Source organism: Pseudomonas sp. HS-18, from assembly GCF_020401845.1.
Lineage (GTDB): Bacteria > Pseudomonadota > Gammaproteobacteria > Pseudomonadales > Pseudomonadaceae > Pseudomonas > Pseudomonas nitroreducens.
Genome location: NZ_CP084413.1, coordinates 499600 through 522973, shown reverse-complemented (window position 1 = coordinate 522973; position 23374 = coordinate 499600). Strand labels below are relative to the sequence as shown.

At 66.0% G+C, this 23374-nt stretch carries 23 protein-coding genes and 1 pseudogene; 20 read left to right on the top strand and 4 right to left on the bottom strand.

What is annotated here, in order from left to right; translation table 11 throughout:
- Positions 1-62: 62 nt before the first annotated feature.
- Positions 63-278, bottom strand: coding sequence for a 50S ribosomal protein L31 (rpmE, locus tag LDJ84_RS02445; protein WP_024766509.1), 216 nt, complete (start codon positions 276-278; stop codon positions 63-65).
- Between the two features lie 175 nt (positions 279-453).
- Between rpmE and LDJ84_RS02440 the strand changes: the two genes are divergently transcribed.
- The 10 genes from LDJ84_RS02440 to LDJ84_RS02395 all read left to right on the top strand — a co-directional run bounded on the left by LDJ84_RS02440 (position 454) and on the right by LDJ84_RS02395 (position 13997).
- Positions 454-2715, top strand: a complete 2262-nt coding sequence (locus LDJ84_RS02440) for a primosomal protein N' (RefSeq protein WP_141678544.1) — start codon at positions 454-456, stop codon at positions 2713-2715.
- 205 nt (positions 2716-2920) lie between these two features.
- On the top strand, positions 2921-4660 hold the full coding sequence (gene argS, locus LDJ84_RS02435) for an arginine--tRNA ligase (protein WP_037013402.1): 1740 nt from the start codon (positions 2921-2923) through the stop codon (positions 4658-4660).
- A 6-nt stretch (positions 4661-4666) separates the two neighbouring features.
- Positions 4667-5488, top strand: a complete 822-nt coding sequence (locus tag LDJ84_RS02430) for an SPOR domain-containing protein (RefSeq protein WP_084359324.1) — start codon at positions 4667-4669, stop codon at positions 5486-5488.
- A 134-nt stretch (positions 5489-5622) separates the two neighbouring features.
- Positions 5623-6159 (top strand): ATP-dependent protease subunit HslV, encoded by a 537-nt coding sequence (hslV, locus tag LDJ84_RS02425; RefSeq protein ID WP_226045855.1) that lies wholly within the window; start codon positions 5623-5625, stop codon positions 6157-6159.
- A gap of 29 nt (positions 6160-6188) precedes the next feature.
- Positions 6189-7529 (top strand): ATP-dependent protease ATPase subunit HslU, encoded by a 1341-nt coding sequence (hslU, locus tag LDJ84_RS02420; protein WP_024766504.1) that lies wholly within the window; start codon positions 6189-6191, stop codon positions 7527-7529.
- Between the two features lie 93 nt (positions 7530-7622).
- Positions 7623-7994, top strand: coding sequence for a gamma-butyrobetaine hydroxylase-like domain-containing protein (locus tag LDJ84_RS02415; protein WP_024766503.1), 372 nt, complete (start codon positions 7623-7625; stop codon positions 7992-7994).
- Between the two features lie 514 nt (positions 7995-8508).
- Positions 8509-10188 (top strand): class II poly(R)-hydroxyalkanoic acid synthase, encoded by a 1680-nt coding sequence (phaC, locus tag LDJ84_RS02410; RefSeq protein ID WP_065086261.1) that lies wholly within the window; start codon positions 8509-8511, stop codon positions 10186-10188.
- The gene (gene phaZ / locus LDJ84_RS02405) at positions 10185-11189 is read left to right on the top strand and encodes a poly(3-hydroxyalkanoate) depolymerase (RefSeq protein WP_226045854.1); all 1005 of its coding nucleotides are present in this window, start codon (positions 10185-10187) and stop codon (positions 11187-11189) included. The genes phaC (LDJ84_RS02410) and phaZ overlap by 4 nt, the downstream gene beginning before the upstream one ends.
- 331 nt (positions 11190-11520) lie before the next feature.
- Positions 11521-13203, top strand: coding sequence for a class II poly(R)-hydroxyalkanoic acid synthase (gene phaC / locus LDJ84_RS02400; RefSeq protein WP_084358349.1), 1683 nt, complete (start codon positions 11521-11523; stop codon positions 13201-13203).
- A 179-nt stretch (positions 13204-13382) separates the two neighbouring features.
- Positions 13383-13997, top strand: coding sequence for a TetR/AcrR family transcriptional regulator (locus LDJ84_RS02395; RefSeq protein WP_024766499.1), 615 nt, complete (start codon positions 13383-13385; stop codon positions 13995-13997).
- Positions 13998-14075: 78 nt separating this feature from the next.
- Here the strand turns inward: LDJ84_RS02395 and LDJ84_RS02390 are convergent, their stop codons facing one another.
- The 3 genes from LDJ84_RS02390 to LDJ84_RS02380 form a co-directional block, all read right to left on the bottom strand.
- The gene (locus LDJ84_RS02390; protein ID WP_038803501.1) at positions 14076-15014 is read right to left on the bottom strand and encodes a phasin family protein; all 939 of its coding nucleotides are present in this window, start codon (positions 15012-15014) and stop codon (positions 14076-14078) included.
- Between the two features lie 10 nt (positions 15015-15024).
- Positions 15025-15435 carry a phasin family protein gene (locus LDJ84_RS02385; protein WP_024767450.1) on the bottom strand — a complete coding sequence of 137 codons (411 nt, stop codon included), beginning with the start codon at positions 15433-15435 and terminating at the stop codon, positions 15025-15027.
- A 169-nt stretch (positions 15436-15604) separates the two neighbouring features.
- Positions 15605-15880 carry a polyhydroxyalkanoic acid system family protein gene (locus LDJ84_RS02380; protein ID WP_024767449.1) on the bottom strand — a complete coding sequence of 92 codons (276 nt, stop codon included), beginning with the start codon at positions 15878-15880 and terminating at the stop codon, positions 15605-15607.
- A 150-nt stretch (positions 15881-16030) separates the two neighbouring features.
- Between LDJ84_RS02380 and ubiE the strand changes: the two genes are divergently transcribed.
- The 10 genes and pseudogenes from ubiE to LDJ84_RS30850 all read left to right on the top strand — a co-directional run.
- On the top strand, positions 16031-16813 hold the full coding sequence (ubiE, locus tag LDJ84_RS02375) for a bifunctional demethylmenaquinone methyltransferase/2-methoxy-6-polyprenyl-1,4-benzoquinol methylase UbiE (RefSeq protein ID WP_037008118.1): 783 nt from the start codon (positions 16031-16033) through the stop codon (positions 16811-16813).
- Positions 16810-17436, top strand: a complete 627-nt coding sequence (locus LDJ84_RS02370; RefSeq protein WP_226046547.1) for an SCP2 domain-containing protein — start codon at positions 16810-16812, stop codon at positions 17434-17436. The genes ubiE and LDJ84_RS02370 overlap by 4 nt, the downstream gene beginning before the upstream one ends.
- Positions 17433-19043 (top strand): ubiquinone biosynthesis regulatory protein kinase UbiB, encoded by a 1611-nt coding sequence (gene ubiB, locus LDJ84_RS02365; RefSeq protein ID WP_038803500.1) that lies wholly within the window; start codon positions 17433-17435, stop codon positions 19041-19043. The genes LDJ84_RS02370 and ubiB overlap by 4 nt, the downstream gene beginning before the upstream one ends.
- Before the next feature lie 83 nt (positions 19044-19126).
- A complete protein-coding gene (hisI, locus tag LDJ84_RS02360) occupies positions 19127-19540 on the top strand; it encodes a phosphoribosyl-AMP cyclohydrolase (protein WP_226045853.1) in 414 nt (137 codons plus the stop codon).
- On the top strand, positions 19530-19868 hold the full coding sequence (locus LDJ84_RS02355; RefSeq protein ID WP_024766216.1) for a phosphoribosyl-ATP diphosphatase: 339 nt from the start codon (positions 19530-19532) through the stop codon (positions 19866-19868). The genes hisI and LDJ84_RS02355 overlap by 11 nt, the downstream gene beginning before the upstream one ends.
- Positions 19869-19892: 24 nt before the next feature.
- Positions 19893-20141, top strand: coding sequence for a twin-arginine translocase TatA/TatE family subunit (locus tag LDJ84_RS02350; RefSeq protein ID WP_024766217.1), 249 nt, complete (start codon positions 19893-19895; stop codon positions 20139-20141).
- 3 nt (positions 20142-20144) lie between these two features.
- Positions 20145-20657, top strand: a complete 513-nt coding sequence (gene tatB, locus LDJ84_RS02345) for a Sec-independent protein translocase protein TatB (protein ID WP_024766218.1) — start codon at positions 20145-20147, stop codon at positions 20655-20657.
- Positions 20654-21451 (top strand): twin-arginine translocase subunit TatC, encoded by a 798-nt coding sequence (gene tatC, locus LDJ84_RS02340; protein WP_024766219.1) that lies wholly within the window; start codon positions 20654-20656, stop codon positions 21449-21451. The genes tatB and tatC overlap by 4 nt, the downstream gene beginning before the upstream one ends.
- A complete protein-coding gene (locus tag LDJ84_RS02335) occupies positions 21448-22155 on the top strand; it encodes a 16S rRNA (uracil(1498)-N(3))-methyltransferase (protein ID WP_226045852.1) in 708 nt (235 codons plus the stop codon). Before tatC ends, LDJ84_RS02335 begins: the two co-directional genes overlap by 4 nt.
- A gap of 186 nt (positions 22156-22341) precedes the next feature.
- Positions 22342-23334 (top strand): annotated as a pseudogene (locus LDJ84_RS30850) (methyl-accepting chemotaxis protein); the annotation flags it as partial.
- Between the last annotated feature and the right edge of the window lie 40 nt (positions 23335-23374).

The following is a 23374-nucleotide window of genomic DNA, read 5'->3' as shown; positions in this document are numbered from 1 at the left end:
ACGAGGGACGCCTTTTTCGAGATGCCGTAAAAAACCATGAAGGTTCTTTCCGGAAATCGATCTTACTTCTTGCCGCCGAACATGGCGAAGCGCTGGTTGAAGCGATCGATACGGCCGCCGGTGTCCAGGACTTTCTGCTTGCCAGTGTAGAACGGGTGGCATTCGGAGCAGACGTCCAGGTGGATGCCTTTGCACAGGGTCGAACGAGTTTTGATCACGTTGCCGCAGCTGCAGGTGGCTTCGATGTCTTCGTACGCGGGATGGATTTCCGGTTTCATGGTCTCTTCCTCTCAGTGGTGTGCCGCCACCCAGTCTCTGGCAGAAGCCGAGCCACGGTCATCAAGGACCGCGGGCGGGATCTTTTACCGGGCACCGCACGGAAATTAAGGGCGTGGATCATACCAGAGAACGCTTTCAACGCAAGATCAGGCATGACCGACCGTCGCATTGCCCATGCTACCATCCAGCGCTCCCAGCCGCCCCGGAATCCGTCGCGTGCCCACACCCGCCATCCTGCGTCTCGCCCTGCCCTCGCCGCTGCGCCGCCTGTTCGACTACCTGCCTCCGCGCGGGGTCGACGTGACGCGCCTGCAGCCGGGCGTGCGCCTGCGCGTGCCGTTCGGCCGGCGGGAGATGGTCGGTGTGCTGGTGGAGCAGGTGGAAACCTCCGACGTGCCGGCGGACAAGCTGCGCCCGGCCCTGGCGGTGCTCGACCGCGAGCCGCCGATGCCGGCGCACCTGCTGGAGTTGTGCCGCTGGACGGCGCAGTACTACCAGCACAGCCTGGGCGACACCTTCTCCTGGGCGCTGCCCAACCTGCTGCGCCAGGGCGACCCGGCCGAGGCGCGCCAGCAGCGCTTCTGGCACGCCGAACCCGGTGCCCGCGAGGAAGACCCGCGCCTGGCCCGCGCGCCGCGCCAGCGCGAGACGCTGAAGATCCTCAAGCAGCACCCCCATGGTGTCGCCCACGACCTGCTCAGCCAGTTGCAGATCAACAAGGACAGCCTCGACCTGCTGCAGGAAAAAGGCCTGGTCACCCTGGAAGTGCGCGAGCACAGCGTGCCACCGCACCATGGCCCGTGGCTGGCGCAGGCGGAACTGCCACTCAACGCCGAGCAACGTGCCGCCTTCGAAGCCGTGCGCGCCGGCTTCGGCAGCTTCCACAGCTTCCTCCTGGCAGGCGTCACCGGCAGCGGCAAGACCGAGGTCTACCTGCAACTGATCCGCGAAACCCTGGAGGCCGGCAAACAGGCACTGGTGCTGATCCCCGAGATCAACCTCGGCCCGCAGACCCTGAGCCGCTTCGAGCGCCGCTTCAACGCGCGAATCGCCCTGCTGCATTCGGCGCTGACCGACCGGGAGCGGCTGGACGCCTGGCTGGCGGCTCGCGACGGCGAGGCGGACATCATCATCGGCACCCGCTCGGCACTGTTCACCCCGCTGAAGAATCCGGGGCTGATCATCATCGACGAGGAACACGACGCTTCCTATAAACAGCAGGAAGGCCTGCGCTACCACGCCCGCGACCTCGCCGTGGTGCGCGCGCGTCTGGAGAACGTGCCGATACTGCTGGGCTCCGCCACGCCGGCGCTGGAAAGCCTGCACAACGCCCAGAGCGGCCGCTACGGCCTGCTACGCCTGACCCAGCGGGCCGGCGGCGCGCACCAGCCGAAGTTCCACCGCCTGGACGTGAAGAGCCTGCCGCTGGATTCCGGCATCTCCATGCCGTTGCAGCGCTCGATCAAGGAAACCCTGGCCGCCGGCCAGCAGGTGCTGGTCTACCTGAACCGCCGCGGCTTCGCCCCAACCCTGCTGTGCCACGACTGCGGCTGGATCAGCCAGTGCCCGCGCTGCGATGCGCGGATGACCGTGCACCAGGGCAGTGGCGAACTGCGCTGCCACCACTGCGACCACCGCGAGCGGCCGCCGCGCAACTGCCCGAAATGCGGCACCGTGGACCTGCGCCCGGTCGGCGCCGGCACCGAGCGCGCCGAAGAGCGCCTGCGCATTCTCTTCCCGGACTACCCGGTGCTGCGCATCGACCGCGACAGCACCTCGCGCAAGCACGCCATGCGCGACCTGTTCGCCACCATCAACAAGGGCGAGCCGTGCATCCTGGTCGGCACGCAGATGCTCGCCAAGGGGCACCACTTCCCGCGGGTCACCCTGGTGGCGATCCTCGATGCCGATGGCGGGCTGTTCTCCGCCGACTTCCGCGCCAGCGAGCGCATGGCCCAGCAGATCGTCCAGGTCGCCGGCCGCGCCGGGCGCGCCGAGGAGCCGGGCCGCGTGCTGATCCAGACCCATCTGGCCGACCACCCGCTGCTGGTACAACTCACCGAGCAGGGTTACTTCGCCTTCGCCGAGCAGGCCCTCACCGAGCGCCGCTCCGCCGGCCTGCCGCCCTTCTCGCACCTGGCGCTGCTACGCGCCGAGGCGCACAAGCCAGGGCAGGCCGAAGGTTTCCTCGACGAGGCCTGCGCCGAGGCCGAGCGTCTGCAGGCCACCCTGGGCCACGACGTGGAACTCCTCGGCCCGGTGCCGGCGCCCATGGAGCGTCGCGCCGGCCGCTATCGCGCGCAGTTGCTGCTGATGAGCACGGCCCGAGCACCGCTGCACCGTCTTCTCACCCCCTGGCTGCAGACGCTAGAGGGCATGCCCAGCGGGCGCCAGGTACGCTGGTCGCTGGATGTCGACCCGATCGATCTGTTCTGACGGCCCTCTTTTATTCCCAAGAACCCGTCCGCCGTGCCGGAACCGTCCTACATTGACTTCCATCAGCCGCGACGGATGGCACAGCGGCGAGACTGAACTCGGAGCGCTCCGCGGTTGGCAAGCCATGCCCAGCCACGGATAATGCGCGGTTCTGAGCCCGATAACCGGTCGCGCGCGCCGGATGCACGCGAGCACGGAGAAAACCATGAAAGACACGATTCGCCACCTGATCCAGCAAGCCCTTGTCAGCCTCACCGAAGACGGCACCCTGCCGGCCGGCCTGACGCCCGACATCCAGGTGGAGAACACCAAGGACCGAACCCACGGTGACTTCGCCAGCAACATCGCCATGATGCTGGCCAAGCCCGCCGGCATGAAGCCGCGCGACCTGGCCACCAAGCTGGTCGAGGCGCTGCCGCAGAGCCCGGAAGTGGCCAAGGTCGAGATCGCCGGCCCCGGCTTCCTGAACTTCTTCCAGGACCAGGCCTGGCTCGCCGCCAGCCTCGACAAGGCCCTGGCCGACGAACGCATCGGTGTGCGCAAGGCCGGCCCCGCGCAGCGCGTGGTGGTGGACCTGTCCTCGCCGAACCTGGCGAAGGAAATGCACGTCGGCCACCTGCGCTCGACCATCATCGGCGACGGCGTCAGCCGCGTGCTGGAGTTCCTTGGCGACACCGTGATCCGCCAGAACCACGTGGGCGACTGGGGCACCCAGTTCGGCATGCTGCTGGCCTACCTGGAAGAACAACCGGTGGACGCCCAGGCCGAACTGCACGACCTGGAGGTGTTCTACCGCGCGGCCAAGCAACGCTTCGACGAGTCCCCCGAGTTCGCCAACCGCGCCCGCGAGCTGGTGGTGAAACTGCAGGCCAACGATCCCAAATGCATGGCCCTGTGGACCCGCTTCAACGACATTTCCCTGTCGCACTGCCAGAAGGTCTACGACCTGCTGGGCGTGAAGCTGACCATGGCCGACGTGAAGGGCGAAAGCGCCTACAACGACGACCTCGCGCAAGTGGTCGCCGACCTGACCGCCAAGGGCCTGCTGGTCGAGAGCGACGGCGCCCTGTGCGTGTTCCTCGACGAGTTCAAGAACGCCGAAGGCGAGCCGCTGCCGGTGATCGTGCAGAAGGCCGGCGGCGGCTACCTCTATGCCACCACCGACCTCGCCGCCATGCGCTACCGCCACAAGGTGCTGCACGCCGACCGCGTGCTGTACTTCGTCGACCAGCGCCAGGCCCTGCACTTCCAGCAGGTGTTCGAAGTCGCCCGCCGCGCCGGCTTCGTCCCGGCCAGCATGGACCTGGAGCACATGGGTTTCGGTACCATGAACGGCGCCGACGGCAAGCCGTTCAAGACCCGCGACGGCGGCACCGTGAAGCTGATCGACCTGCTGATCGAAGCCGAGGAGCGCGCCTACACCCTGGTTAAGGCCAAGAACCCCGACTTCAGCGAGCAGGACCTGCGCCAGATCGCCCACGCCGTTGGCATCGGCGCGGTGAAATACGCCGACCTGTCCAAGCACCGCACCAGCGACTACAGCTTCAACTTCGACCTGATGCTGAGCTTCGAAGGCAACACCGCGCCGTACCTGCTGTATGCGTACACCCGCGTGGCGAGCATCTTCCGCAAGCTGGGCAAGGGTTATGACGAAGTCGGCGGCAAGATCGTCCTGCAACAACCGCAGGAAATCGCCCTGGCCGCTCAGCTGGCGCAATTCACCGACCTGCTCAACAACGTGGCGATCAAGGGTGTGCCGCACATCCTCTGCGCCTACCTGTACGAGCTGGCCGGCCTGTTCTCCAGCTTCTACGAGCACTGCCCGATCCTCACCGCCGAAGACCCGGCGCAACAGGAAAGCCGCCTGCGCCTTGCCGCGCTGACCGGCCGTACCCTCAAGCAGGGCCTGGAGTTGCTGGGCCTGGAAACCCTGGAGCGCATGTAAGCACCCATGGCGAAGAAGAAACCCGCTCCCAAGCGCGGCGCCAGCCGCTACCAGGCCCCGGCCAAGAAGAGTTCGGTCCCCGGCTGGGTTTGGCTGGTGGCTGGCCTGGCCATCGGCGGCTTCATCATGTTCCTGATGAAGCTGGAGCCGGGTCGCAACGACGTCAAACGCGAGAAGGCGGAGGCGCCCAAGGCCGTAGTCGGCTCCAACAAGCCCTCCGGCACCGTGCAGCCGCAACAGCCGGCCGCGCCCACCGGGGTGAAGCCCAAGTACGACTTCTACACCCTGCTGCCGGGCTCGGAAGTCGCCGTGCCGCCGGAGGCCGTACCGCCGCCCACCCAGCCTGCAAAACCGCAGACGCCGCCGACCGTGGTCGCCACCAAGGAAGAAGCCGAGAAGATCGACACCCAGCGCGCCCTGACCGCCCTGAGCGGCCAGACTCCGCCACCGCCCGCAGTGGTCAAGCCGGCAACGCCCACCACGCCGCCAGCGACCCAGGTCGCGACCGCGCAGAAGCAGGCGCTGCCGCAGGCTCCGGCCAGCGATACCACGCCAGCCAAGCCGACACCGCCGCCGGCCGTAGCGGCCACGCAGTACTACCTGCAGGCCGGCTCGTTCCGTAAGCAGACCGACGCCGACCACCTGCGCGCGCAGATCATCATGATGGGCCAGAACGCCCGCGTGGAGTCCGGCACGGTGCGCGACGAAACCTGGTACCGCGTCATGGTCGGCCCCTACGGCGACCGCGCCAAGGCCTCCGCCGCGCAGAAGCAACTGGCCGGCAACGGCTTCAGCAACCTGCTGTTACAGCAGCGCCAGACCCGCTGATTCCAAGGCCCGCACCGACGAGTGGCGCGTGAAATGCGCACTGCTCGTCCGGTGCAGGACTTGAACCCCGCCGACCGAGTCCCCATCTGACTCTGCATTCGGGCACATCGCCCCGCTAGTGTGGAGTAAGACCCTTGACCACCATCGTATCTGTCCGCCGCAATGGCAAAGTCGTCATGGGCGGCGACGGCCAGGTTTCCCTGGGCAACACCGTGATGAAAGGCAACGCGAAGAAAGTCCGCCGCCTGTACCACGGTGAAGTACTGGCCGGCTTCGCCGGCGCCACCGCCGATGCCTTCACCCTCTTCGAACGCTTCGAGCAACAGCTGGAAAAACACCAGGGCCACCTGGTGCGCGCTGCCGTCGAGCTGGCCAAGGACTGGCGTACCGACCGTTCCCTGAGCCGCCTGGAGGCCATGCTGGCGGTGGCCAACAAGGATGCCTCGCTGATCATCACCGGCAACGGCGACGTGGTCGAACCCGAGCACGGCCTGATCGCCATGGGTTCGGGCGGTGGCTTCGCCCAGGCGGCCGCCATGGCGCTGCTGCAGAAAGCCAACGACGAGATGAGCGCCCGCGAAATCGCCGAGACCGCGCTGAGCATCGCCGGCTCGATCTGCGTGTTCACCAACCAGAACCTGACCATCGAGGAGCTCGACAGCGCCCTCTGAGGCGTTGTCGCTCCGGAGTAACCCGTCAAATGTCCATGACTCCCCGCGAGATCGTCCACGAACTCAACCGCCACATCATCGGCCAGGACGACGCCAAGCGCGCCGTCGCCATCGCCCTGCGCAACCGCTGGCGGCGCATGCAGCTGCCGACCGAACTGCGCGCCGAGGTGACGCCGAAGAACATCCTGATGATCGGCCCGACCGGCGTCGGCAAGACCGAGATCGCCCGTCGCCTGGCCAAGCTGGCCAACGCGCCGTTCATCAAGGTGGAAGCGACCAAGTTCACCGAGGTCGGCTACGTCGGCCGTGACGTCGAGTCGATCATCCGCGACCTCGCCGATGCCGCGATCAAGATGCTCCGCGAGCAGGAAGTGCAGAAGGTCAAGTACCGCGCCGAAGACGCCGCCGAAGAGCGCATCCTCGACGCCCTGCTGCCGCCGGCGCGTACCGCCGGTTTCGGTGACGAGCCGGCCCGCGAGGACTCCAACACCCGCCAGCTGTTCCGCAAGCGCCTGCGCGAAGGCCAGCTGGACGACAAGGAAATCGACATCGAGGTCGCCGACATTCCTTCGGGCGTGGAAATCATGGCCCCGCCCGGCATGGAGGAGATGACCAACCAGCTGCAGAGCCTGTTCTCCAACATGGGCAAGGGCAAGCGCAAGAGCCGCAAGCTGAAGGTCGCCGAGGCCATGAAGCTGATCCGCGACGAGGAAGCGCAGCGCCTGGTCAATGAAGAAGACCTCAAGGCCCGCGCCCTGGAAGCGGTGGAGCAGAACGGCATCGTCTTCATCGACGAGATCGACAAGATCGCCAAGCGCGGCAATGTCGGCGGCGCCGACGTGTCCCGCGAGGGCGTGCAGCGTGACCTGCTGCCGCTGATCGAGGGTTGCACCGTGAACACCAAGCTGGGCATGGTGAAGACCGACCACATCCTGTTCATCGCCTCGGGCGCCTTCCACCTGTCCAAGCCTAGCGACCTGGTGCCGGAACTGCAGGGCCGCCTGCCGATCCGCGTCGAGCTCAAAGCCCTGAGCCCGAGCGACTTCGAGCGTATCCTCAGCGAGCCGCATGCGTCGCTGACCGAGCAGTACACCGCGCTGCTGAAGACCGAAGGGCTGGACATCGAGTTCGCCGCCGACGGCATCAAACGCCTCGCGGAGATCGCCTTCCAGGTCAACGAGAAGACCGAGAATATCGGTGCCCGGCGCCTGCACACCCTGCTCGAGCGCCTGCTCGAAGAGGTGTCGTTCGACGCCGCGGACCTGGCCAGCGAGCACAGCGGCAAGGCCATCGTGATCGACGCGGCCTACGTCAACGGCCACCTGGGCGAACTGGCCCAGGACGAGGACCTGTCGCGCTACATCCTGTAAGCGGATCGACGCCACAGCGACGGGGCGCCTCAGGGCGCCCCGTTTATTTTCAGCCGGCGCTACAATGCCGGGATCGCCGTTCAGGAGCCGTCCATGCGCATTCCTTCCGCCATCAAGCTGCACAAGGCCTCGAAGAAGCTTTCGCTGACCTATGGCGACCAGTCCTACGATCTGCCCGCCGAGTTCCTGCGCGTGCATTCGCCATCGGCGGAAGTCCAGGGCCACGGCAACCCGGTGCTGCAGGTGGGCAAGCTGAATGTCGGCCTGAGCAACCTGGAGCCGGCCGGTCAGTACGCGCTCAAGCTGACTTTCGACGACGGCCACGACAGCGGACTGTTCACCTGGGACTACCTCTATGAGCTGTGCGTGCGCCACGACGAGATGTGGGCCGACTACCTCGCGCAGCTGGAGAAAGCCGGCAAGTCGCGAGACCCGTCGGAGTCCGTGGTCAAGCTGATGCTCTGAGCCTCCCCGCGCCACTGCTCTTCTGCAGGAAGGGGAACGCCCAGTCCTCGTTCGCGAATAGCCCCGCTGCTGAATCGGTTCGCGAGCAAGCTCGCTCCGATAGGTCGTTCGCCCCGCTCCCACTCCATTCTTCGCACCAACCTTCGTCGGGCAATCGCCCAGGGCACGCCATTTGCAACATTCCTCCGGCAGACTGCTGTTCGCGTGGCCGCCGTCAGGGAGTTGGCGAGATGCCCCCGCTCTAGGGCGCGTTTTCTAACTTTTCCCGACATACTCCGAGGAGAAGGCCCACGCTGCACCAGCTTGCGCGGCGAAGGAAACTCGGGTAACCAAGGCAGTGCAATGTACGGAGTTACAGTGCACAGAGCGTGGTCTCCTGAACTTCCAGTGATGCCGCCAAGTAGATGAATCGCGTGGAGCTGTCTCCACGTTCCGCAACCCCGAGCAGTACTTGGCCTCATGTCACGAAGGTGAGCCCCGCCAGTATGCGTCTCAGGACAATGGAGCGTCGCCGATGACCCAGAAGAACAACAGCGATCTACCCCAGCAAGCCGCGGAAAACACACTTGCCCTGAACCCGGTGATCGGGATTCGCGGCAAGGATCTGCTCACCTCTGCCCGCATGGTGCTGCTGCAAGCGATCAAGCAGCCCTTCCACAGCGCCAAGCATGTGACCCACTTCGGCCTCGAGCTGAAGAACGTGCTGCTCGGCAAGTCCGAACTGAAGCCGTCGGACGACGACCGCCGTTTCAACGACCCGGCCTGGAGCCAGAACCCGCTCTATCGCCGCTACCTGCAGACCTACCTGGCCTGGCGCAAGGAGCTGCACACCTGGATGGGCGAGAGCGACCTGTCGCCCCAGGACATCAGCCGCGGCCAGTTCGTCATCAATCTGATGACCGAGGCCATGGCACCGACCAACACGCTGTCCAACCCGGCAGCGGTCAAGCGCTTCTTCGAGACTGGCGGCAAGAGCCTGCTCGACGGTCTCACCCACCTGGCCAAGGACCTGGTGAACAATGGCGGCATGCCCAGCCAGGTGAACATGGACGCCTTCGAGGTCGGCAAGAACCTGGCCGTGACCGAAGGCGCCGTGGTGTTCCGCAACGACGTGCTGGAGCTGATCCAGTACAAGCCGATCACCGAGAGCGTGCACGAGCGCCCCCTGCTGGTAGTGCCGCCGCAGATCAACAAGTTCTACGTCTTCGACCTGTCGCCGGAGAAGAGCCTGGCGCGCTTCAGCCTGCGCAACCAGATCCAGACCTTCATCGTCAGCTGGCGCAACCCGACCAAGGCGCAGCGCGAGTGGGGCCTGACCACCTACATCGAGGCGCTCAAGGAAGCCATCGACGTGGTCCTGAAGATCACCGGCAGCAAGGACCTGAACATGCTCGGGGCCTGCTCCGGCGGCATCACCACCGTCACCCTGCTGGGCCACTACGCGGCGCTGGGCGAGAACAAGGTGCACGCCTTTACCCAGATGGTCAGCGTGCTCGACTTCGAACTGGACACCCAGGTCGCCCTGTTCGCCGACGAGAAGACCCTGGAAGCCGCCAAGCGCCGCTCGTACCAGTCCGGCGTGCTGGAAGGCAAGGACATGGCCAAGGTGTTCGCCTGGATGCGTCCCAACGACCTGATCTGGAACTACTGGGTCAACAACTACCTGCTGGGCAACGAGCCGCCGGCCTTCGACATCCTGTTCTGGAACAACGACACCACGCGCCTGCCGGCCGCGCTGCACGGCGAGCTGGTGGAGATGTTCAAGACCAACCCGCTGACCCGCCCCGGCGCGCTGGAAGTCTCCGGCACGCCGATCGACCTCAAGCAGGTCACCTGCGATTTCTACTGCGTGGCCGGCCTGTCCGACCACATCACGCCGTGGGAAGCCTGCTACCGCTCCGCCCGCCTGCTGGGCGGCAAGTGCGAATTCATCCTGTCCAACAGCGGGCACATCCAGAGCATCCTCAACCCGCCGGGCAACCCCAAGGCACGCTTCATGACCGGCCCCGACCTCTCCGTCGACTCCAAGACCTGGCAGGAAAACTCCAGCAAGCACGCCGACTCCTGGTGGCTGCACTGGCAACAATGGCTGGCCGAGCGCGCAGGCAAGCTGAAAAAGGCACCGACCGTCCTGGGCAACAAGGCCCACCCGGCTGGCGAAGCCTCCCCCGGAACCTACGTACACGAACGATGAAAACAGAACTCCTCCCGCAAGCCGGCGCCGTGGACGACGCCAACTCCCCAGAATCGTCGACGGCCGTGGAAGTGGCCGCGCCGACGAGCCGGCGCGCACGCAGCAAACGCAGCGGCGAGGAGATCCTGCCGAGCAAGGCGCCGGCGGCGCAACCCTTCGAGTTCCGCACCATCGAACTCGACGGGCAGACCATCCGCACCGCCGTGCGCCCGGGCAAGAAGCACATGACGCCGCTGCTGATCTTCAACGGCATCGGCGCCAACCTCGAACTGGTGTTCCCCTTCGTCGCCGCGCTCGACCCGGACCTGGAGGTGATCGCCTTCGACGTTCCCGGCGTCGGCGGCTCGTCCACACCCAGCACGCCGTACCGCTTCCCCGGCCTGGCCAAGCTGGCCGCGCGGATGCTCGATTACCTGGACTACGGCCAGGTGACCGCCATCGGCGTGTCCTGGGGCGGTGCCCTGGCGCAGCAGTTCGCCCATGACTATCCCGAGCGCTGCAAGAAGCTGATCCTCGCCGCCACTGCCGCTGGCGCGGTGATGGTGCCGGGCAAGCCCAAGGTGCTCTGGCGCATGGCCAGCCCGCGGCGCTACATCCAGCCGTCCTACGGTGTGCACATCGCGCCGGACATCTACGGCGGCGCCTTCCGCCGCGATCCCAAGCTGGCCATGGCATTCGCCAGCAAGGTCCGCTCGTCCGGCAAGATGGGCTACTACTGGCAGCTGTTCGCCGGCCTCGGCTGGACCAGCATCCACTGGCTGCACAAGATCCGTCAGCCGACGCTGATCCTCGCCGGCGACGACGACCCGATCATCCCGTTGATCAACATGCGCATGCTGGCCTGGCGCATCCCCAACGCCGAGCTCCACGTGATCGACGACGGCCACCTGTTCCTGGTGACCCGTGCCGAAACCGTGGCGCCGATCATCATGAAGTTCCTCCAGGAGGAACGGCAGCGCGCTGTCATCCACCCCCGGCCATTCACTCCCAAGGCCAGCTGACGGATCACGGCTTCGTCACAGTTCGAGGTCATCCTGCCTTGACCGATCGCTGCGCAGGCACTTTTTTTAAAGAGCCGAACAACAAACAGGCGTGTTCACGGGTATCGACACGTAGCGCCTGAATCGGGACAGCGCTGCGGCCACCCTCACCGGTGTCCGCAGGGCAACCCGGCTGCTGATCCGCTGCCCTGTTTTCGGGCAGTTTCCTCTCGCGTCGATACCCGTGCACATCCCTCGAACCGGCGACAAGCGTCTGGAACGGGCTCCTCGCGAGTCCGGTACAGCCCTTGCTTCGCCTTTGGCAGGTCGGACCCTTTACGGAGTGCTGTTCATGCGAGAGAAAGCTGAGCCTGGTAGCGTCCCCGTTCCCACCCAATACATGAATGCGCAGAGTGCGATAGTCGGCCTGCGCGGCAAGGACATGCTGTCCACCCTGCGCATGCTGGCGCTGCAGGGCGTGCGCCAGCCGATGCATTCGGCGAAGCACCTGGCGGCGTTCGGCAAGCAGGTGGGCAAGGTGCTGATCGGCGACTCGCCGCTGCAACCCAACCCGCAGGACGCGCGCTTCCAGGACCCGTCCTGGCGGCTGAACCCGCTGTACCGGCGTACCGTGCAGGCCTACCTGGCCTGGCAGAAGCAGTTGCTGGCGTGGGTCGACGAGAGCGATCTGAAGCCCGACGACCGCGCCCGCGCGCGGTTCCTGCTGTCGATCCTCTCCGACGCCGCCTCGCCGTCCAACACGCTGCTCAACCCCCTGGCGGTGAAAGAGCTGTTCAATACCGGCGGACAGAGCGTCCTCAAGGGCGTGCAGCATCTGCTCGACGACCTGATGCACAACGGCGGCATGCCCAGCCAGGTCAACCGCAGCGCCTTCGAGATCGGCCAGAACCTGGCCACCACGCACGGTGCCGTGGTGTTCCGCAACGAGGTACTGGAGCTGATCCAGTACAAGCCGATGGGCGAACACCTGCATGCCAAGCCGCTGCTGATCGTCCCGCCGCAGATCAACAAGTTCTACATCTTCGACCTGTCGCCGGAGAAGAGCTTCGTCCAGTACGCCCTGAAGAATAACCTGCAGGTATTCATGGTCAGCTGGCGCAACCCCGACGCGCGTCATCGCGAATGGGGGCTGTCGACCTACGTCACGGCGCTGGATGAAGCCATCGAGGCGTGCCGCTCCATCAGCGGCAGCCGCAGCGTCAACCTGATGGGCGCCTGCTCCGGCGGGCTGACCATCGCAGCCCTGCAGGGCCACCTGCAGGCGCGCCGGCAGCTGCGCAAGATCGCCAGCGCGACCTACCTGGTCAGCCTGCTGGACAGCCAGGTGGAAACTCCCGCCGCGCTGTTCGCCGACGAGCAGACCCTGGAGAGCAGCAAGCGCCGCTCCTACCAGCACGGCGTTCTCGACGGCCGTGACATGGCCAAGGTGTTCGCCTGGATGCGCCCCAACGACCTGATCTGGAACTACTGGGTCAACAACTACCTGCTGGGCAAGCAGCCGCCTGCCTTCGACATCCTCTACTGGAACAACGACAACACCCGCCTGCCCGCCGCGCTGCACGGCGACTTCCTCGACTTCTTCAAGCACAACCCGCTGGCCCGCCCCGGCGCCATGGAGGTCAACGGCAGCGCCATCGACCTGAAGAAGGTGGCCGTGGACAACTTCCACGTCGCCGGCATCACCGACCACATCACCCCGTGGGACGCGGTGTATCGCTCGGCTCAACTGCTGGGTGGCGACAGCCGTTTCGTGCTGTCCAACAGCGGGCATATCCAGAGCATCCTCAACCCGCCGGGCAACCCCAAGGCCTGCTATTTCGAGAACGGCAAGATTAGCTCCGACCCGCGCGCCTGGTATTACGACACCAAACGCCAGGAAGGCAGCTGGTGGCCGCTGTGGCTGGAGTGGATCCAGCAGCGCTCGGGCGAGCGCCGCCCGGTGAGCTTCGAGCTGGGCAACGCCGAGCATCCACCGAAAGAGGCCGCGCCGGGAACGTACGTGCACGTGCGCTGAGCGCGGCAACCCGATACGGGTTGCCCGCCCCACCTCCACAGCTGGCACCGTAAAGGCTCTTGCAGGATGGGGGGACGCAGCGCAAAGAACGCTCCGTGCAGAAGTTTGCCGCGCAGCCATTGGCAGCCACCCTCCCCACGGCTATCGTCGGCTCCACCGCGGCTGGAACAAGAACACGGATGAAAACGCGCGACCGGATTCTCGAATGCGCCCTGCAGCTGTTCAACGAGCAGGGCGAGCCCAACGTTTCAACCCTGGAGATCGCCACCGAACTGGGCATCAGCCCGGGCAATCTCTATTACCACTTCCACGGCAAGGAGCCGCTGGTGCTCGCGCTGTTCGAGCGCTTCCAGGACGAACTCGCGCCACTGCTCGACCCGCCCGAGGACGTGCGGCTGGGCGCCGAAGACTACTGGCTGTTCCTGCACCTGATCGTCGAGCGCCTGGCGCACTACCGCTTCCTCTTCCAGGACCTCTCCAACCTCTCCGGAAAGCTGCCCAAACTGGCCCGCGGCATGCGCGCCTGGCTCAACCAGCTCAAGCGCACGCTGGCCACCCTGCTGGCGCAACTCAAGGCGCAGGACGAACTGCTCAGCGATACCGAGGCCCTCGGCCAACTGGTCGAGCAGATCACCCTGACCCTGCTGTTCTCGCTGGATTACCAGCGCATCCTCGGCCACGAGGGCGACGTCCGCCACGTGGTGTTCCAGGTGATGATGCTGGTGGCGCCGCACCTGCGCCCCGACTCGCAGCTGATCGCCGAGCGCCTCGCCAAGCGCTACCTCGCCCCCTGACTTTTCCCCGCAAGCTTTTCCCTTGGGAGAATGAAAACGCCCGGCACGAGGCCGGGCGTGGGTGTTGCAACAGACCGGTCAGGCCTGGGACGACGGCGTTGCCGGAGCGGCAGCGGACGGCGTCACGGCCGGCGCGGCGGCAGGGGCCGACGGTGCCGGGGTGGCGGCCGGAGCGGTTGCCGGCTTCGGAGCAGCCGGCTTGGCGGCGGCCTTGGGTGCAGCGGGTTTCTTCACGGCGGGCTTCTTCGCCGCGGCCGGCTTGGCTGCAGGTTTCGCAGCGGCAGGCTTGGCGGCAGCAGCCGGTTTCGCCGCAGGCTTGGCTGCCGGCTTCGCAGCGGCTTTCGCAGCAGCGGGCTTGGCGGCCGGTTTGGCAGCAGGCTTGGCCGCGGCCTTGGCAGCCGGTTTCGCGGCAGGCTTGGCAGCAGGTTTCGCAGCAGCCTTGGCAGCCGGCTTCGCAGCGGTTTTCGCGGCGGGCTTGGCAGCCGGTTTGGCAGCAGGCTTCGCAGCGGTCTTGGCCGCCGGCTTGGACGCTGCGGTCTTCACAGCGGGTTTCGCGGCTGCTTTCGCTGCGGGTTTGGCGGCGGCCTTGGCGGCCGGTTTGGCGGTCTTGACGCTGACGCCGGTGAGTTTCTCGATCTGCTTGGTGAGGCTGTCGACCTTGCTGTGCAGATCCTTCACTTCACGGCTGCTCGGTACGCCCAGGCGCGAAATCGCGCTGTTCAGGCGCTTGTCGAAGGCCTCTTCCAGCTCGCCCCACTTGCCGATCGCGGCGCCCTTGACGGCATCGACGCGCGCCTTCGCGGAACGGGTGGAAGTCTTCACCGCACCCTCGACTTCGGTCTTGGCCAGTTTCTCAGCCTTCTCGCCGTCCTTGACCAGGGTCTCGAACACCTTGCTGCCGTCCTTGCTGACCTTCGAGTAGGCCCCCAAGCCAGCCAGCCAGATCTGCCGCGAGTATTTCTCGATCTCGCCGATCCAACTGGACTCTTTTTTATCGGTAGTTTTTTTGCCAGCCATCCTGCTCTCCTTATTGGGTTCTCGCGACACGCTCGAGCACTGCGCTCAGCTCATCCAGCTTAGCAGAGAGCGCCTCCACATCACGCCTGGAGGGAATTCCGATTCGATTGAGGGCGGAGGCGACACGCGCATCGAACGCTTCCTCGATCCTGTCGAAGTTGAGCTTGGCTTTGACGCTGTGCAGGCGACCCTTGACGCTGTCGTTGGCGGCGTCGATCTGGGTGTTCACCAGGTCACGGCCTTTCTTCTCCACGGACTCGCCCGACTTGACCAGTTCCTTGAAGTACTCGCTGCCTTCCTGGCCCACCTTGGCGTAGGTGCCCAGGCCCGCGAGCCAGATCTGCCGCGCGTAGTGCTTGGCATCGGAGTAGAGGGAGGATTCGAGTTCTACGACTTTCTTCTTGCTGACAGCCTTGGCCATGGTGGCACCTCACAGGGTTCTGATTCGATGATGTCGAACAGCTGCCCGCGAAAGGCGGGACTGTGGGCCAAGGTATCGGGGAAAATTAGAAAACACATACCAGGCTTTGTAGGAAAGCCGGCGCCGCCCGAAAGCGGCCTGGCCCCGCAGGGAGCGGGGCCGCAAGGTATCAGGCCAGCGCCTTGTCCAGCGCGCGCTCGATCTCGCCCTTGAGCAGGCCGCCCATGGCCGAGAGCATCAGGCCCAGCTTCACGTCGACCGCGACCTTGTCCGCGCCCACTTCGATGCGCCCGTCCACGCCACTGCGCTTGAACAGCAGGGTGTCGCCCTGCCACTCGCTGCTCACGCCGTGCTCGCGGCCGAGCTTGTCGGCGAGCTTCTCCGCCTTGGCGCGGGCGGCTTCGAGGCCGAGGGAGTGGGAACGTTCGACGTGGATACGGGACATGCTGGAACTCCGCGAGTGACTGACTATCCAGATGATACGCGCCGCGCCGTATCGCCGCACCCCGGCATCCCTCTTGCGGCGGCGAGCGGGGCGGCGTTTTCTTCGCATCCTGTTAGAATGCCCGCCACTGACTTCCAGGGTAGAAACGCCATGAGCGAACCGCGCAAGCCCCAAGCCGGCCAGGACAGCGCCGATCCCACCACGCACTTCGGCTACAAGACCGTGCGCGAGAGCGAGAAGGCCGAGAAGGTCGCCGAGGTGTTCCACTCGGTCGCCGCCAAGTACGACCTGATGAACGACCTGATGTCCGGCGGCGTCCACCGTCTGTGGAAGCGCTTCACCATCGAGCTGTCCGGCGTGCGCGCCGGCAACCGGGTGCTGGACATCGCCGGCGGCACCGGCGACCTGACCCGCCAGTTCTCCCGCCTGGTCGGCCCGACCGGCGAAGTAGTGCTGGCCGACATCAACGCCTCGATGCTCAAGGTCGGCCGCGACAAGCTGCTCGACAGCGGCGTCGCCGGCAACGTCAGCTTCGTTCAGGCCGACGCCGAGAAGCTGCCGTTCCCCGACAATTATTTCGACGCGGTAACCATCGCCTTCGGCCTGCGCAACGTCACCCACAAGGACGAAGCCATCCGCTCCATGCTGCGGGTGCTCAAGCCCGGCGGCCGCCTGCTCGTGCTGGAGTTCTCCAAGCCCACCAGCAGCCTGCTGTCCAAGGCGTACGACGCGTACTCCTTCACCCTGCTGCCGCTGATGGGCAAGCTGGTGACCAACGATGCCGAGAGCTACCGCTACCTGGCCGAATCGATCCGCATGCACCCCGACCAGGAAACGCTGAAGTCGATGATGGTGGAGGCCGGCTTCGACCGCGTCACCTACCACAACATGACCGGCGGCGTGGTCGCCCTGCACCGCGGCATCAAGCCCTGATGACCCTGCTCCTGCAGGCCGCCCTGGCCAGCGCCGAAGCCACCGTCAACCGCGTGCTGCGGCTCGATGGCGTGGCGCTGAAGCGCCTTGGCCGGCTCGCCGGCAAGGTGCTGGAAGTGGACTGCCAGGCGCCCGCGCTCAGGCTGTTCATCCTGCCCGACGCCGACGGCCTGCACCTCGCCGCGCACCACGAGGCGCAGGCCGACTGCACCCTCGTCGCGCCGGCCGGCAGCCTGCTGCAACTGGCGCTGGCCAAGGACAAGACCCGTGTCCTGCACAGCCCTGAAGTGGCCATGGGCGGCGACAGCGCGATGCTGCTGGAGCTGGCCGATATCCTCCAGAGCCTGGAGCTGGACTGGGAGTATGAAGTCTCCCGCTGGCTCGGCCCGGTGCCCGCGCACCTGCTCGGCGCGCGCCTGCGCGGCGGCATGGCCTGGGCCGGCGACAGCCTGGAAAGCCTGCGCCTGAGCCTCGCCGACTACCTCGCCGAGGAGAGCCGCAGCCTGGTCGGCCAGCACGAAGCCGAAGCACGCTTCGCCGAGCTGGACCAGTTGAAGATGTCCCTCGACCGCCTCGACGCGCGGATCACCCGCCTGACCCAGAAGATCAAACCCGACGCATGAAGCTGCTCGCCTTCCGCCGCCTGCTGCGCATCCAGCGCGTAGCCATCCGCTACCGCCTGGACGACATGGTCCTCGAACTGCCCTTCCTGCCGTGGTGGCTGCGCCTGCTGGGCGGTTTGCTGCCCTGGCGCTGGCTGCCGCGCAAACCGCTGGAGCTCAGCCGGGGCGCGCGCATCCGGCTGGCGCTGGAAGACCTCGGGCCGATCTTCATCAAGTTCGGCCAGATACTCTCTACCCGCCGCGACCTGTTGCCCGACGACATCGCCCTGGAGCTGGCCTTCCTCCAGGACAAGGTGCCGCCCTTCCCGCCGGAACAGGCAGTGGCACTCATCGAACAGCAGCTCGGCGCGAAGATCGAGCAGGTGTTCTCCCGCTTCGAGCGCGAACCGCTGGCCTCCGCCTCGGTGGCGCAGGTGCACACCGCGCAGCTGAAGAGCGGCGAGGACGTGGTGGTGAAGGTCATCCGCCCGAACCTCGAGCCGGTGATCCGCTCCGACATCGCCTGGCTGCACATCCTCGCCCGCACCGCCGAGCGCATCTCCGCCGACGCCCGCCGCCTGCACCCGGCCGAAGTGGTCAGCGACTACGAGAAGACCATCTACGACGAGTTGGACCTGCTGCGTGAAGCGGCCAACTCCTCGCAGCTGCGGCGCAACTTCGAAGGTTCGCCGCTGCTCTACGTGCCCCAGGTCTACTGGGACTGGTGCCGCCCCAAGGTGCTGGTGATGGAGCGCATCTACGGCATTCCGGTGACCGACCTGGAAACCCTGCGCGACCAGCGCACCGACTTCAAGGCGCTGGCAGAGCGCGGTGTGGAGATCTTCTTCACCCAGGTGTTCCGCGACAGCTTCTTCCACGCCGACATGCACCCCGGCAACATCTTCGTCAGCACCCGCACGCCCTGGAGCCCACAGTACATTGCGGTGGACTGCGGTATAGTCGGCAGCCTCACCGACGAGGATCAGGACTACCTGGCGCGCAACCTGATCGCCTTCTTCAAGCGCGACTACCGCAAGGTCGCCCAGTTGCACATCGACTCGGGCTGGGTGCCGGCGGAAACCAAAGTCAACGATTTCGAGGCGGCGATCCGCACCGTGTGCGAGCCGATCTTCGAGAAGCCGCTCAAGGACATCTCCTTCGGCCAGGTGCTGCTGCGCCTGTTCCAGACCGCGCGGCGCTTCAACATGGAAGTGCAGCCGCAGCTGGTACTGCTGCAGAAGACCCTGCTGAACATCGAAGGCCTGGGCCGCCAGCTCTACCCGGAGCTGGACCTGTGGACCACCGCGCAGCCCTACCTGGAACGCTGGATGCGCGAGCGCATGAGCCCCGGCACCCTGTTGCGCAACGCCCAGCAACATATCGAGCAGTTGCCGCACCTGGCGCAGATGACCCGCGAGACGTTGGAGCGGCTGTCCCACGATCCCGACCCGGACAAGCGCCTGGTCGTCGAAACCCGCGGCCCCGGCGCGGCCGCCTGGCCGGCGCGGCTGATCGGCGCGGTGCTGGTCGCCGGCGCCGCCGAAACCGGCCTCGCCACCCACAGCCTCGCCGCCTGGCCAGCCTGGGCGATGCTGGCCGGCGGTCTGTATCTGATTCTGCGCCGATAGCCAGTCGCCCCACTGACTGGCACACTTAAGCGTTGTATACAGTGGCTCCGGGCACAGAGCGTGCCCGCTGTACGGAACCCGAGATGAAAGACTGGCTGGACGAAATCAAGTGGAATGCCGATGGACTGGTGCCGGCGATCGCCCAGGACCATCGCACCGGCCGCGTGCTGATGATGGCCTGGATGAACCGTGAGGCCCTGGCCCTCACCGCCGCCGAGAACCGCGCCATCTACTGGTCGCGCTCGCGCGGCAAGCTCTGGCGCAAGGGCGAGGACTCCGGGCACGTGCAGAAACTGCACGAGCTGCGCCTGGACTGCGACGCCGACGTGGTGATCCTGATGGTCGAGCAACTGGGCGGCATCGCCTGCCACACCGGCCGCGAGAGCTGCTTCTACCGGGTGTTCGAGAACGGCACCTGGCAGACCGTCGACCCGGTCCTCAAGGACCCGGATGCCATCTACTCCCACGTAGGTACAGGAAAACCCCATGAGCACTGATACCCTCGCCCGTCTGGCGGAAGTCCTCGAAGCGCGCAAGAATGCCGCACCGGACAGCTCCTACGTGGCCAGCCTGTATCACAAGGGCCTGAACAAGATCCTGGAGAAGGTGGGCGAAGAGTCGGTGGAAACCATTCTCGCCGCCAAGGACGCCGCCACCAGCGGTGACTGCACGGACCTGATCTACGAAACGGCCGACCTCTGGTTCCACTCCCTGGTGATGCTCGCCGCCCTTGGCCAGCACCCGCAGGCAGTACTGGACGAGCTGGACCGCCGCTTCGGTCTTTCCGGGCATGACGAAAAAGCCTCGCGCCAACCGTCGGCCTGATACGAACAATTCGAGGAGAACAAGATGGGCATCTTTGACTGGAAACACTGGGTCGTCATCCTGATCGTCGTGGTCCTGGTCTTCGGCACCAAGCGCCTGAAGAACCTCGGCTCGGACGTCGGCGAAGCCATCAAGGGCTTCAAGAAGGCGATGAACACCGAGGAAGACGAGAAGAAAGACCCGAACGCCGCTGCCGGCACTCCGCCGCTGAACCAGCCGCACACCATCGACGCCCAGGCGCACAAGGTCGAAGAACCAGCGCGCAAGGACTGATTCATGTTCGGTATCAGCTTCAGCGAACTGCTGCTGGTAGGGCTCGTCGCCCTGCTGGTGCTCGGCCCCGACCGCCTGCCGGGCGCCGCGCGCACGGCCGGCCTGTGGATCGGACGGCTCAAGCGCAGCTTCAACGCCATCAAGACGGAAGTGGAGCGCGAGCTGGGCGCGGATGAAATCCGCCGCCAGCTGCACAACGAGCACATCCTGCAGATGGAACAGGAAGCCAAGAAGCTGATGGCGCCGCTGACCGACCTGCAAGACCAGGCCCGGGAAGCCTTCAATCCGCAGCAGCCGGCCCAGCCCGAAGGCCAGGACGCGCCCGCTGAACCGCCCGCGGCGCCGACCATCGCGCCCAATAGCCGGCTGAACAGCCTGCCGGGCGCGGGTATTGCCCCGCCTGCCGCTACGCAGCCGGCGCCTGCTGGGCCGCAGGCAACGCAAGCCGACCAGCCGAGCCAACCGACTGCCGCAAGCCAACCGCCCGCTTCTTCCGAGACGCCGCGTACCCCATGAGCGCCGAAAAACCCGACCAGCCCGAACAAGACCAGGAAATGCCCCTGGTCTCGCACCTGACCGAACTGCGTACGCGCCTGTTGCGCTGCGTGGTCGCGATTTTCGTGATCTTCATCGGCCTGCTGTACTTCTCGCAGAAGATCTATGCGCTGGCCTCCGAGCCGCTGCGGCGCTTCCTGCCCGAAGGCGCGACCATGATCGCCATCGACCCGGCGTCGGCCTTCCTCGCACCGCTGAAGCTGACCATGATCGTCGCCGTACTGATCGCCATGCCGGTGATCCTAGGCCAGGTCTGGGGCTTCATCGCGCCCGGCCTGTACAAGCACGAGAAGCGCGTCGCCTTGCCGCTGCTGGCCTCCAGCATCGTGCTGTTCTACGCCGGCATGGCCTTCGCCTACTTCCTGGTGTTCCCGTTGATGTTCCACTTCTTCCTCGGCCAGGCCCCGGAAGGCGTGACGCCGATGACCGACATCAACAGCTACCTGGATTTCCTCACCCTGCTCTTCGCCTTCGGCGTGGCCTTCGAGATTCCTGTCGCCACCGTGCTGCTGGTGTGGATCGGCGTAGTCGACGTGGCCTACCTGAAGAAGATCCGCCCCTACGTGATCATCGGCTGTTTCGTCGTCGGCATGATCCTCACTCCGCCAGACCCGCTATCGCAAACCCTGCTGGCGGTGCCGATGTGGATGCTGTTCGAGGCCGGCGTGCTGTTCAGCCACCTGATCCGCAAGCGCGGACCGGAAACCGAAGAAGACGAATCCAAGGGCGACCAGCCGCCGGCCACCCGCCAGTGAATCTGCTGCTGCTCGACGATGCCGACTTCGTCGCGGCGGATCGCGTGATCCTGCGCGACCGCCGCCTGACCCACCTGCAGGAAGTCCACCGCGCCGAAAGCGGCGACCGCCTGCGCGTCGGCCGCCTCGGTGGCCTGATGGGCGAAGGTCGCCTGCTGCGCCTGGAAGCCAACGAAGCGGAGTTGCAGGTCAGCTTCGATCAGGCTCCGCCGTCCAAACTGCCGCTCACCCTGCTGCTCGCCCTGCCCCGCCCGAAGATGCTCCGCCGTGTGCTGCAGACCGTCGCCGCCATGGGCGTGCCGCGCCTGGTGCTGCTCAACAGCTACCGGGTGGAAAAGAGCTTCTGGCAGACGCCCTTCCTCGAACCCGAAGCAGTGCGGGAGCAACTGATCCTCGGCCTCGAACAGGCACGCGACACCGTGCTGCCCGAAGTGATCATCGAGAAGCGCTTCAAGCCCTTCGTCGAGGATCGCCTGCCCGCCCTCGCTGCCGGCAGTCTCGGCCTGATCGGCCACCCGGGCCCCTGGCCGGAATGCCCGCGGGCACTGAGCGAACCGGTGACCCTGGCCATCGGCCCGGAAGGCGGCTGGATTCCCTACGAGGTCGACAAGCTGCGCGAGGCCGGCCTGAACCCCGTGCAACTGGGCGAACGCATCCTGCGCGTCGAGACCGCCGTGACCGCTCTTCTGGCACGACTGTTCTAAGTCGAACTGGCGCAAAGCCAGTAACGACGCGGCCTCCAGCGTGAACCACCAGTCAGAAAAATAACTCGAAACACTTCAGTTCCAGGCAGCGAAGCCGATATCTGGGCTACCGGTCGTCCCCCACTCTGCGCATTTCCCGCTCAGCCATGCGTACCGGCCTCGTACAACCCCTGGAGCGCCGCCTTCATGTTTCGCTGGTTCAACAACCTCAGTGTCAAACTCAAACTGGCATCGGGCTTCGGCCTGGTGCTGCTGCTCACCCTGCTGATCGCCCTTACCGGCTGGATCAACCTGGGCAATGTGATCAGCCGTGGCGACAAGCTCGGCGAGATCTCCGAGCTAATCGCGATCGCCAAGGACCTGCGCATCGCCCGCCTGAAATTCCAGTCCACCCGCGCGCCGGAAGACGCCAAGCTGGTACTCGATACGCTGGACAAGCTGGATCAGCGCCATCGTTCGCTGAACGAGAAGTTCACCGAGGCCGAGGACCGTCGCGTCATTGACCAGCAGCATGAGCTGAGCGTGGAGTACCGCAAGCTCTACGCCCAGTTGCTGAAGTCCTTCGAGGAACGCGACGCCGCCAAGCAGGTGCTGATCAAGTCCGCCGGCGCCGTCAGCGAAGGCCTGCAGAAGGCCGAGCAGAAGCTGGTCGGCACCGGCAGCGCCGAAGGTCTGCAGCACCTGCAGGACCTCTCCGGCCTGGGTCGTGCCGTGATGCAGGCGCGCCTGCAGGTGATGGCCTACACCAGCACCGACGCACAGAACCTCGAACAACCCGCCTTCACCGCGCTGCAGCAGTTGATCGACGCCGTGAAGAGCGACATGAGCACCTCGCCGGCCGAGCTGAACGGCGATTTCCGCGCCACCCTCGATGCGCTGGAAACCTACCGCAACGCGCTGACCAACTACCGCAACGAAGTGAACGACAGCCAGGCCGCCCGCGATCGCATGCGCGATTCCGGCCAGCAGATCGAGAAGCTGAGCAACGAGCTGACCGCCACCCAGACCGCCAAGCGCGACGCAGGCGTCACCCAGGCCAAGACCCTGCTCGGCCTGGCTGCGCTGATCGCCCTGGTGCTGGGCAGCATCGCCGCCTGGATCATCACCGGGCAGATCGTCAATCCGCTGCGCGACGTGCTGGGCCACGCTGAGCGCATCGCCGACGGCGACCTCAGCCGTGACATCCCCACCACCCGCCACGACGAACTGGGCCAACTGC

Bases quoted from the DNA above. Each gene is read 5' to 3' on its own strand.
- rpmE (WP_024766509.1), bottom strand. From the start codon at position 278: ATGAAACCGGAAATCCATCCCGCGTACGAAGACATCGAAGCCACCTGC.
- LDJ84_RS02440 (WP_141678544.1), top strand. From the start codon at position 454: ATGCTACCATCCAGCGCTCCCAGCCGCCCCGGAATCCGTCGCGTGCCC.
- argS (WP_037013402.1), top strand. From the start codon at position 2,921: ATGAAAGACACGATTCGCCACCTGATCCAGCAAGCCCTTGTCAGCCTC.
- LDJ84_RS02430 (WP_084359324.1), top strand. From the start codon at position 4,667: ATGGCGAAGAAGAAACCCGCTCCCAAGCGCGGCGCCAGCCGCTACCAG.
- hslU (WP_024766504.1), top strand. From the start codon at position 6,189: ATGTCCATGACTCCCCGCGAGATCGTCCACGAACTCAACCGCCACATC.
- LDJ84_RS02415 (WP_024766503.1), top strand. From the start codon at position 7,623: ATGCGCATTCCTTCCGCCATCAAGCTGCACAAGGCCTCGAAGAAGCTT.
- phaC (WP_065086261.1), top strand. From the start codon at position 8,509: ATGACCCAGAAGAACAACAGCGATCTACCCCAGCAAGCCGCGGAAAAC.
- phaZ (WP_226045854.1), top strand. From the start codon at position 10,185: ATGAAAACAGAACTCCTCCCGCAAGCCGGCGCCGTGGACGACGCCAAC.
- phaC (WP_084358349.1), top strand. From the start codon at position 11,521: ATGCGAGAGAAAGCTGAGCCTGGTAGCGTCCCCGTTCCCACCCAATAC.
- LDJ84_RS02395 (WP_024766499.1), top strand. From the start codon at position 13,383: ATGAAAACGCGCGACCGGATTCTCGAATGCGCCCTGCAGCTGTTCAAC.
- LDJ84_RS02390 (WP_038803501.1), bottom strand. From the start codon at position 15,014: ATGGCTGGCAAAAAAACTACCGATAAAAAAGAGTCCAGTTGGATCGGC.
- LDJ84_RS02385 (WP_024767450.1), bottom strand. From the start codon at position 15,435: ATGGCCAAGGCTGTCAGCAAGAAGAAAGTCGTAGAACTCGAATCCTCC.
- LDJ84_RS02380 (WP_024767449.1), bottom strand. From the start codon at position 15,880: ATGTCCCGTATCCACGTCGAACGTTCCCACTCCCTCGGCCTCGAAGCC.
- ubiE (WP_037008118.1), top strand. From the start codon at position 16,031: ATGAGCGAACCGCGCAAGCCCCAAGCCGGCCAGGACAGCGCCGATCCC.
- ubiB (WP_038803500.1), top strand. From the start codon at position 17,433: ATGAAGCTGCTCGCCTTCCGCCGCCTGCTGCGCATCCAGCGCGTAGCC.
- hisI (WP_226045853.1), top strand. From the start codon at position 19,127: ATGAAAGACTGGCTGGACGAAATCAAGTGGAATGCCGATGGACTGGTG.
- LDJ84_RS02355 (WP_024766216.1), top strand. From the start codon at position 19,530: ATGAGCACTGATACCCTCGCCCGTCTGGCGGAAGTCCTCGAAGCGCGC.
- LDJ84_RS02350 (WP_024766217.1), top strand. From the start codon at position 19,893: ATGGGCATCTTTGACTGGAAACACTGGGTCGTCATCCTGATCGTCGTG.
- tatB (WP_024766218.1), top strand. From the start codon at position 20,145: ATGTTCGGTATCAGCTTCAGCGAACTGCTGCTGGTAGGGCTCGTCGCC.
- tatC (WP_024766219.1), top strand. From the start codon at position 20,654: ATGAGCGCCGAAAAACCCGACCAGCCCGAACAAGACCAGGAAATGCCC.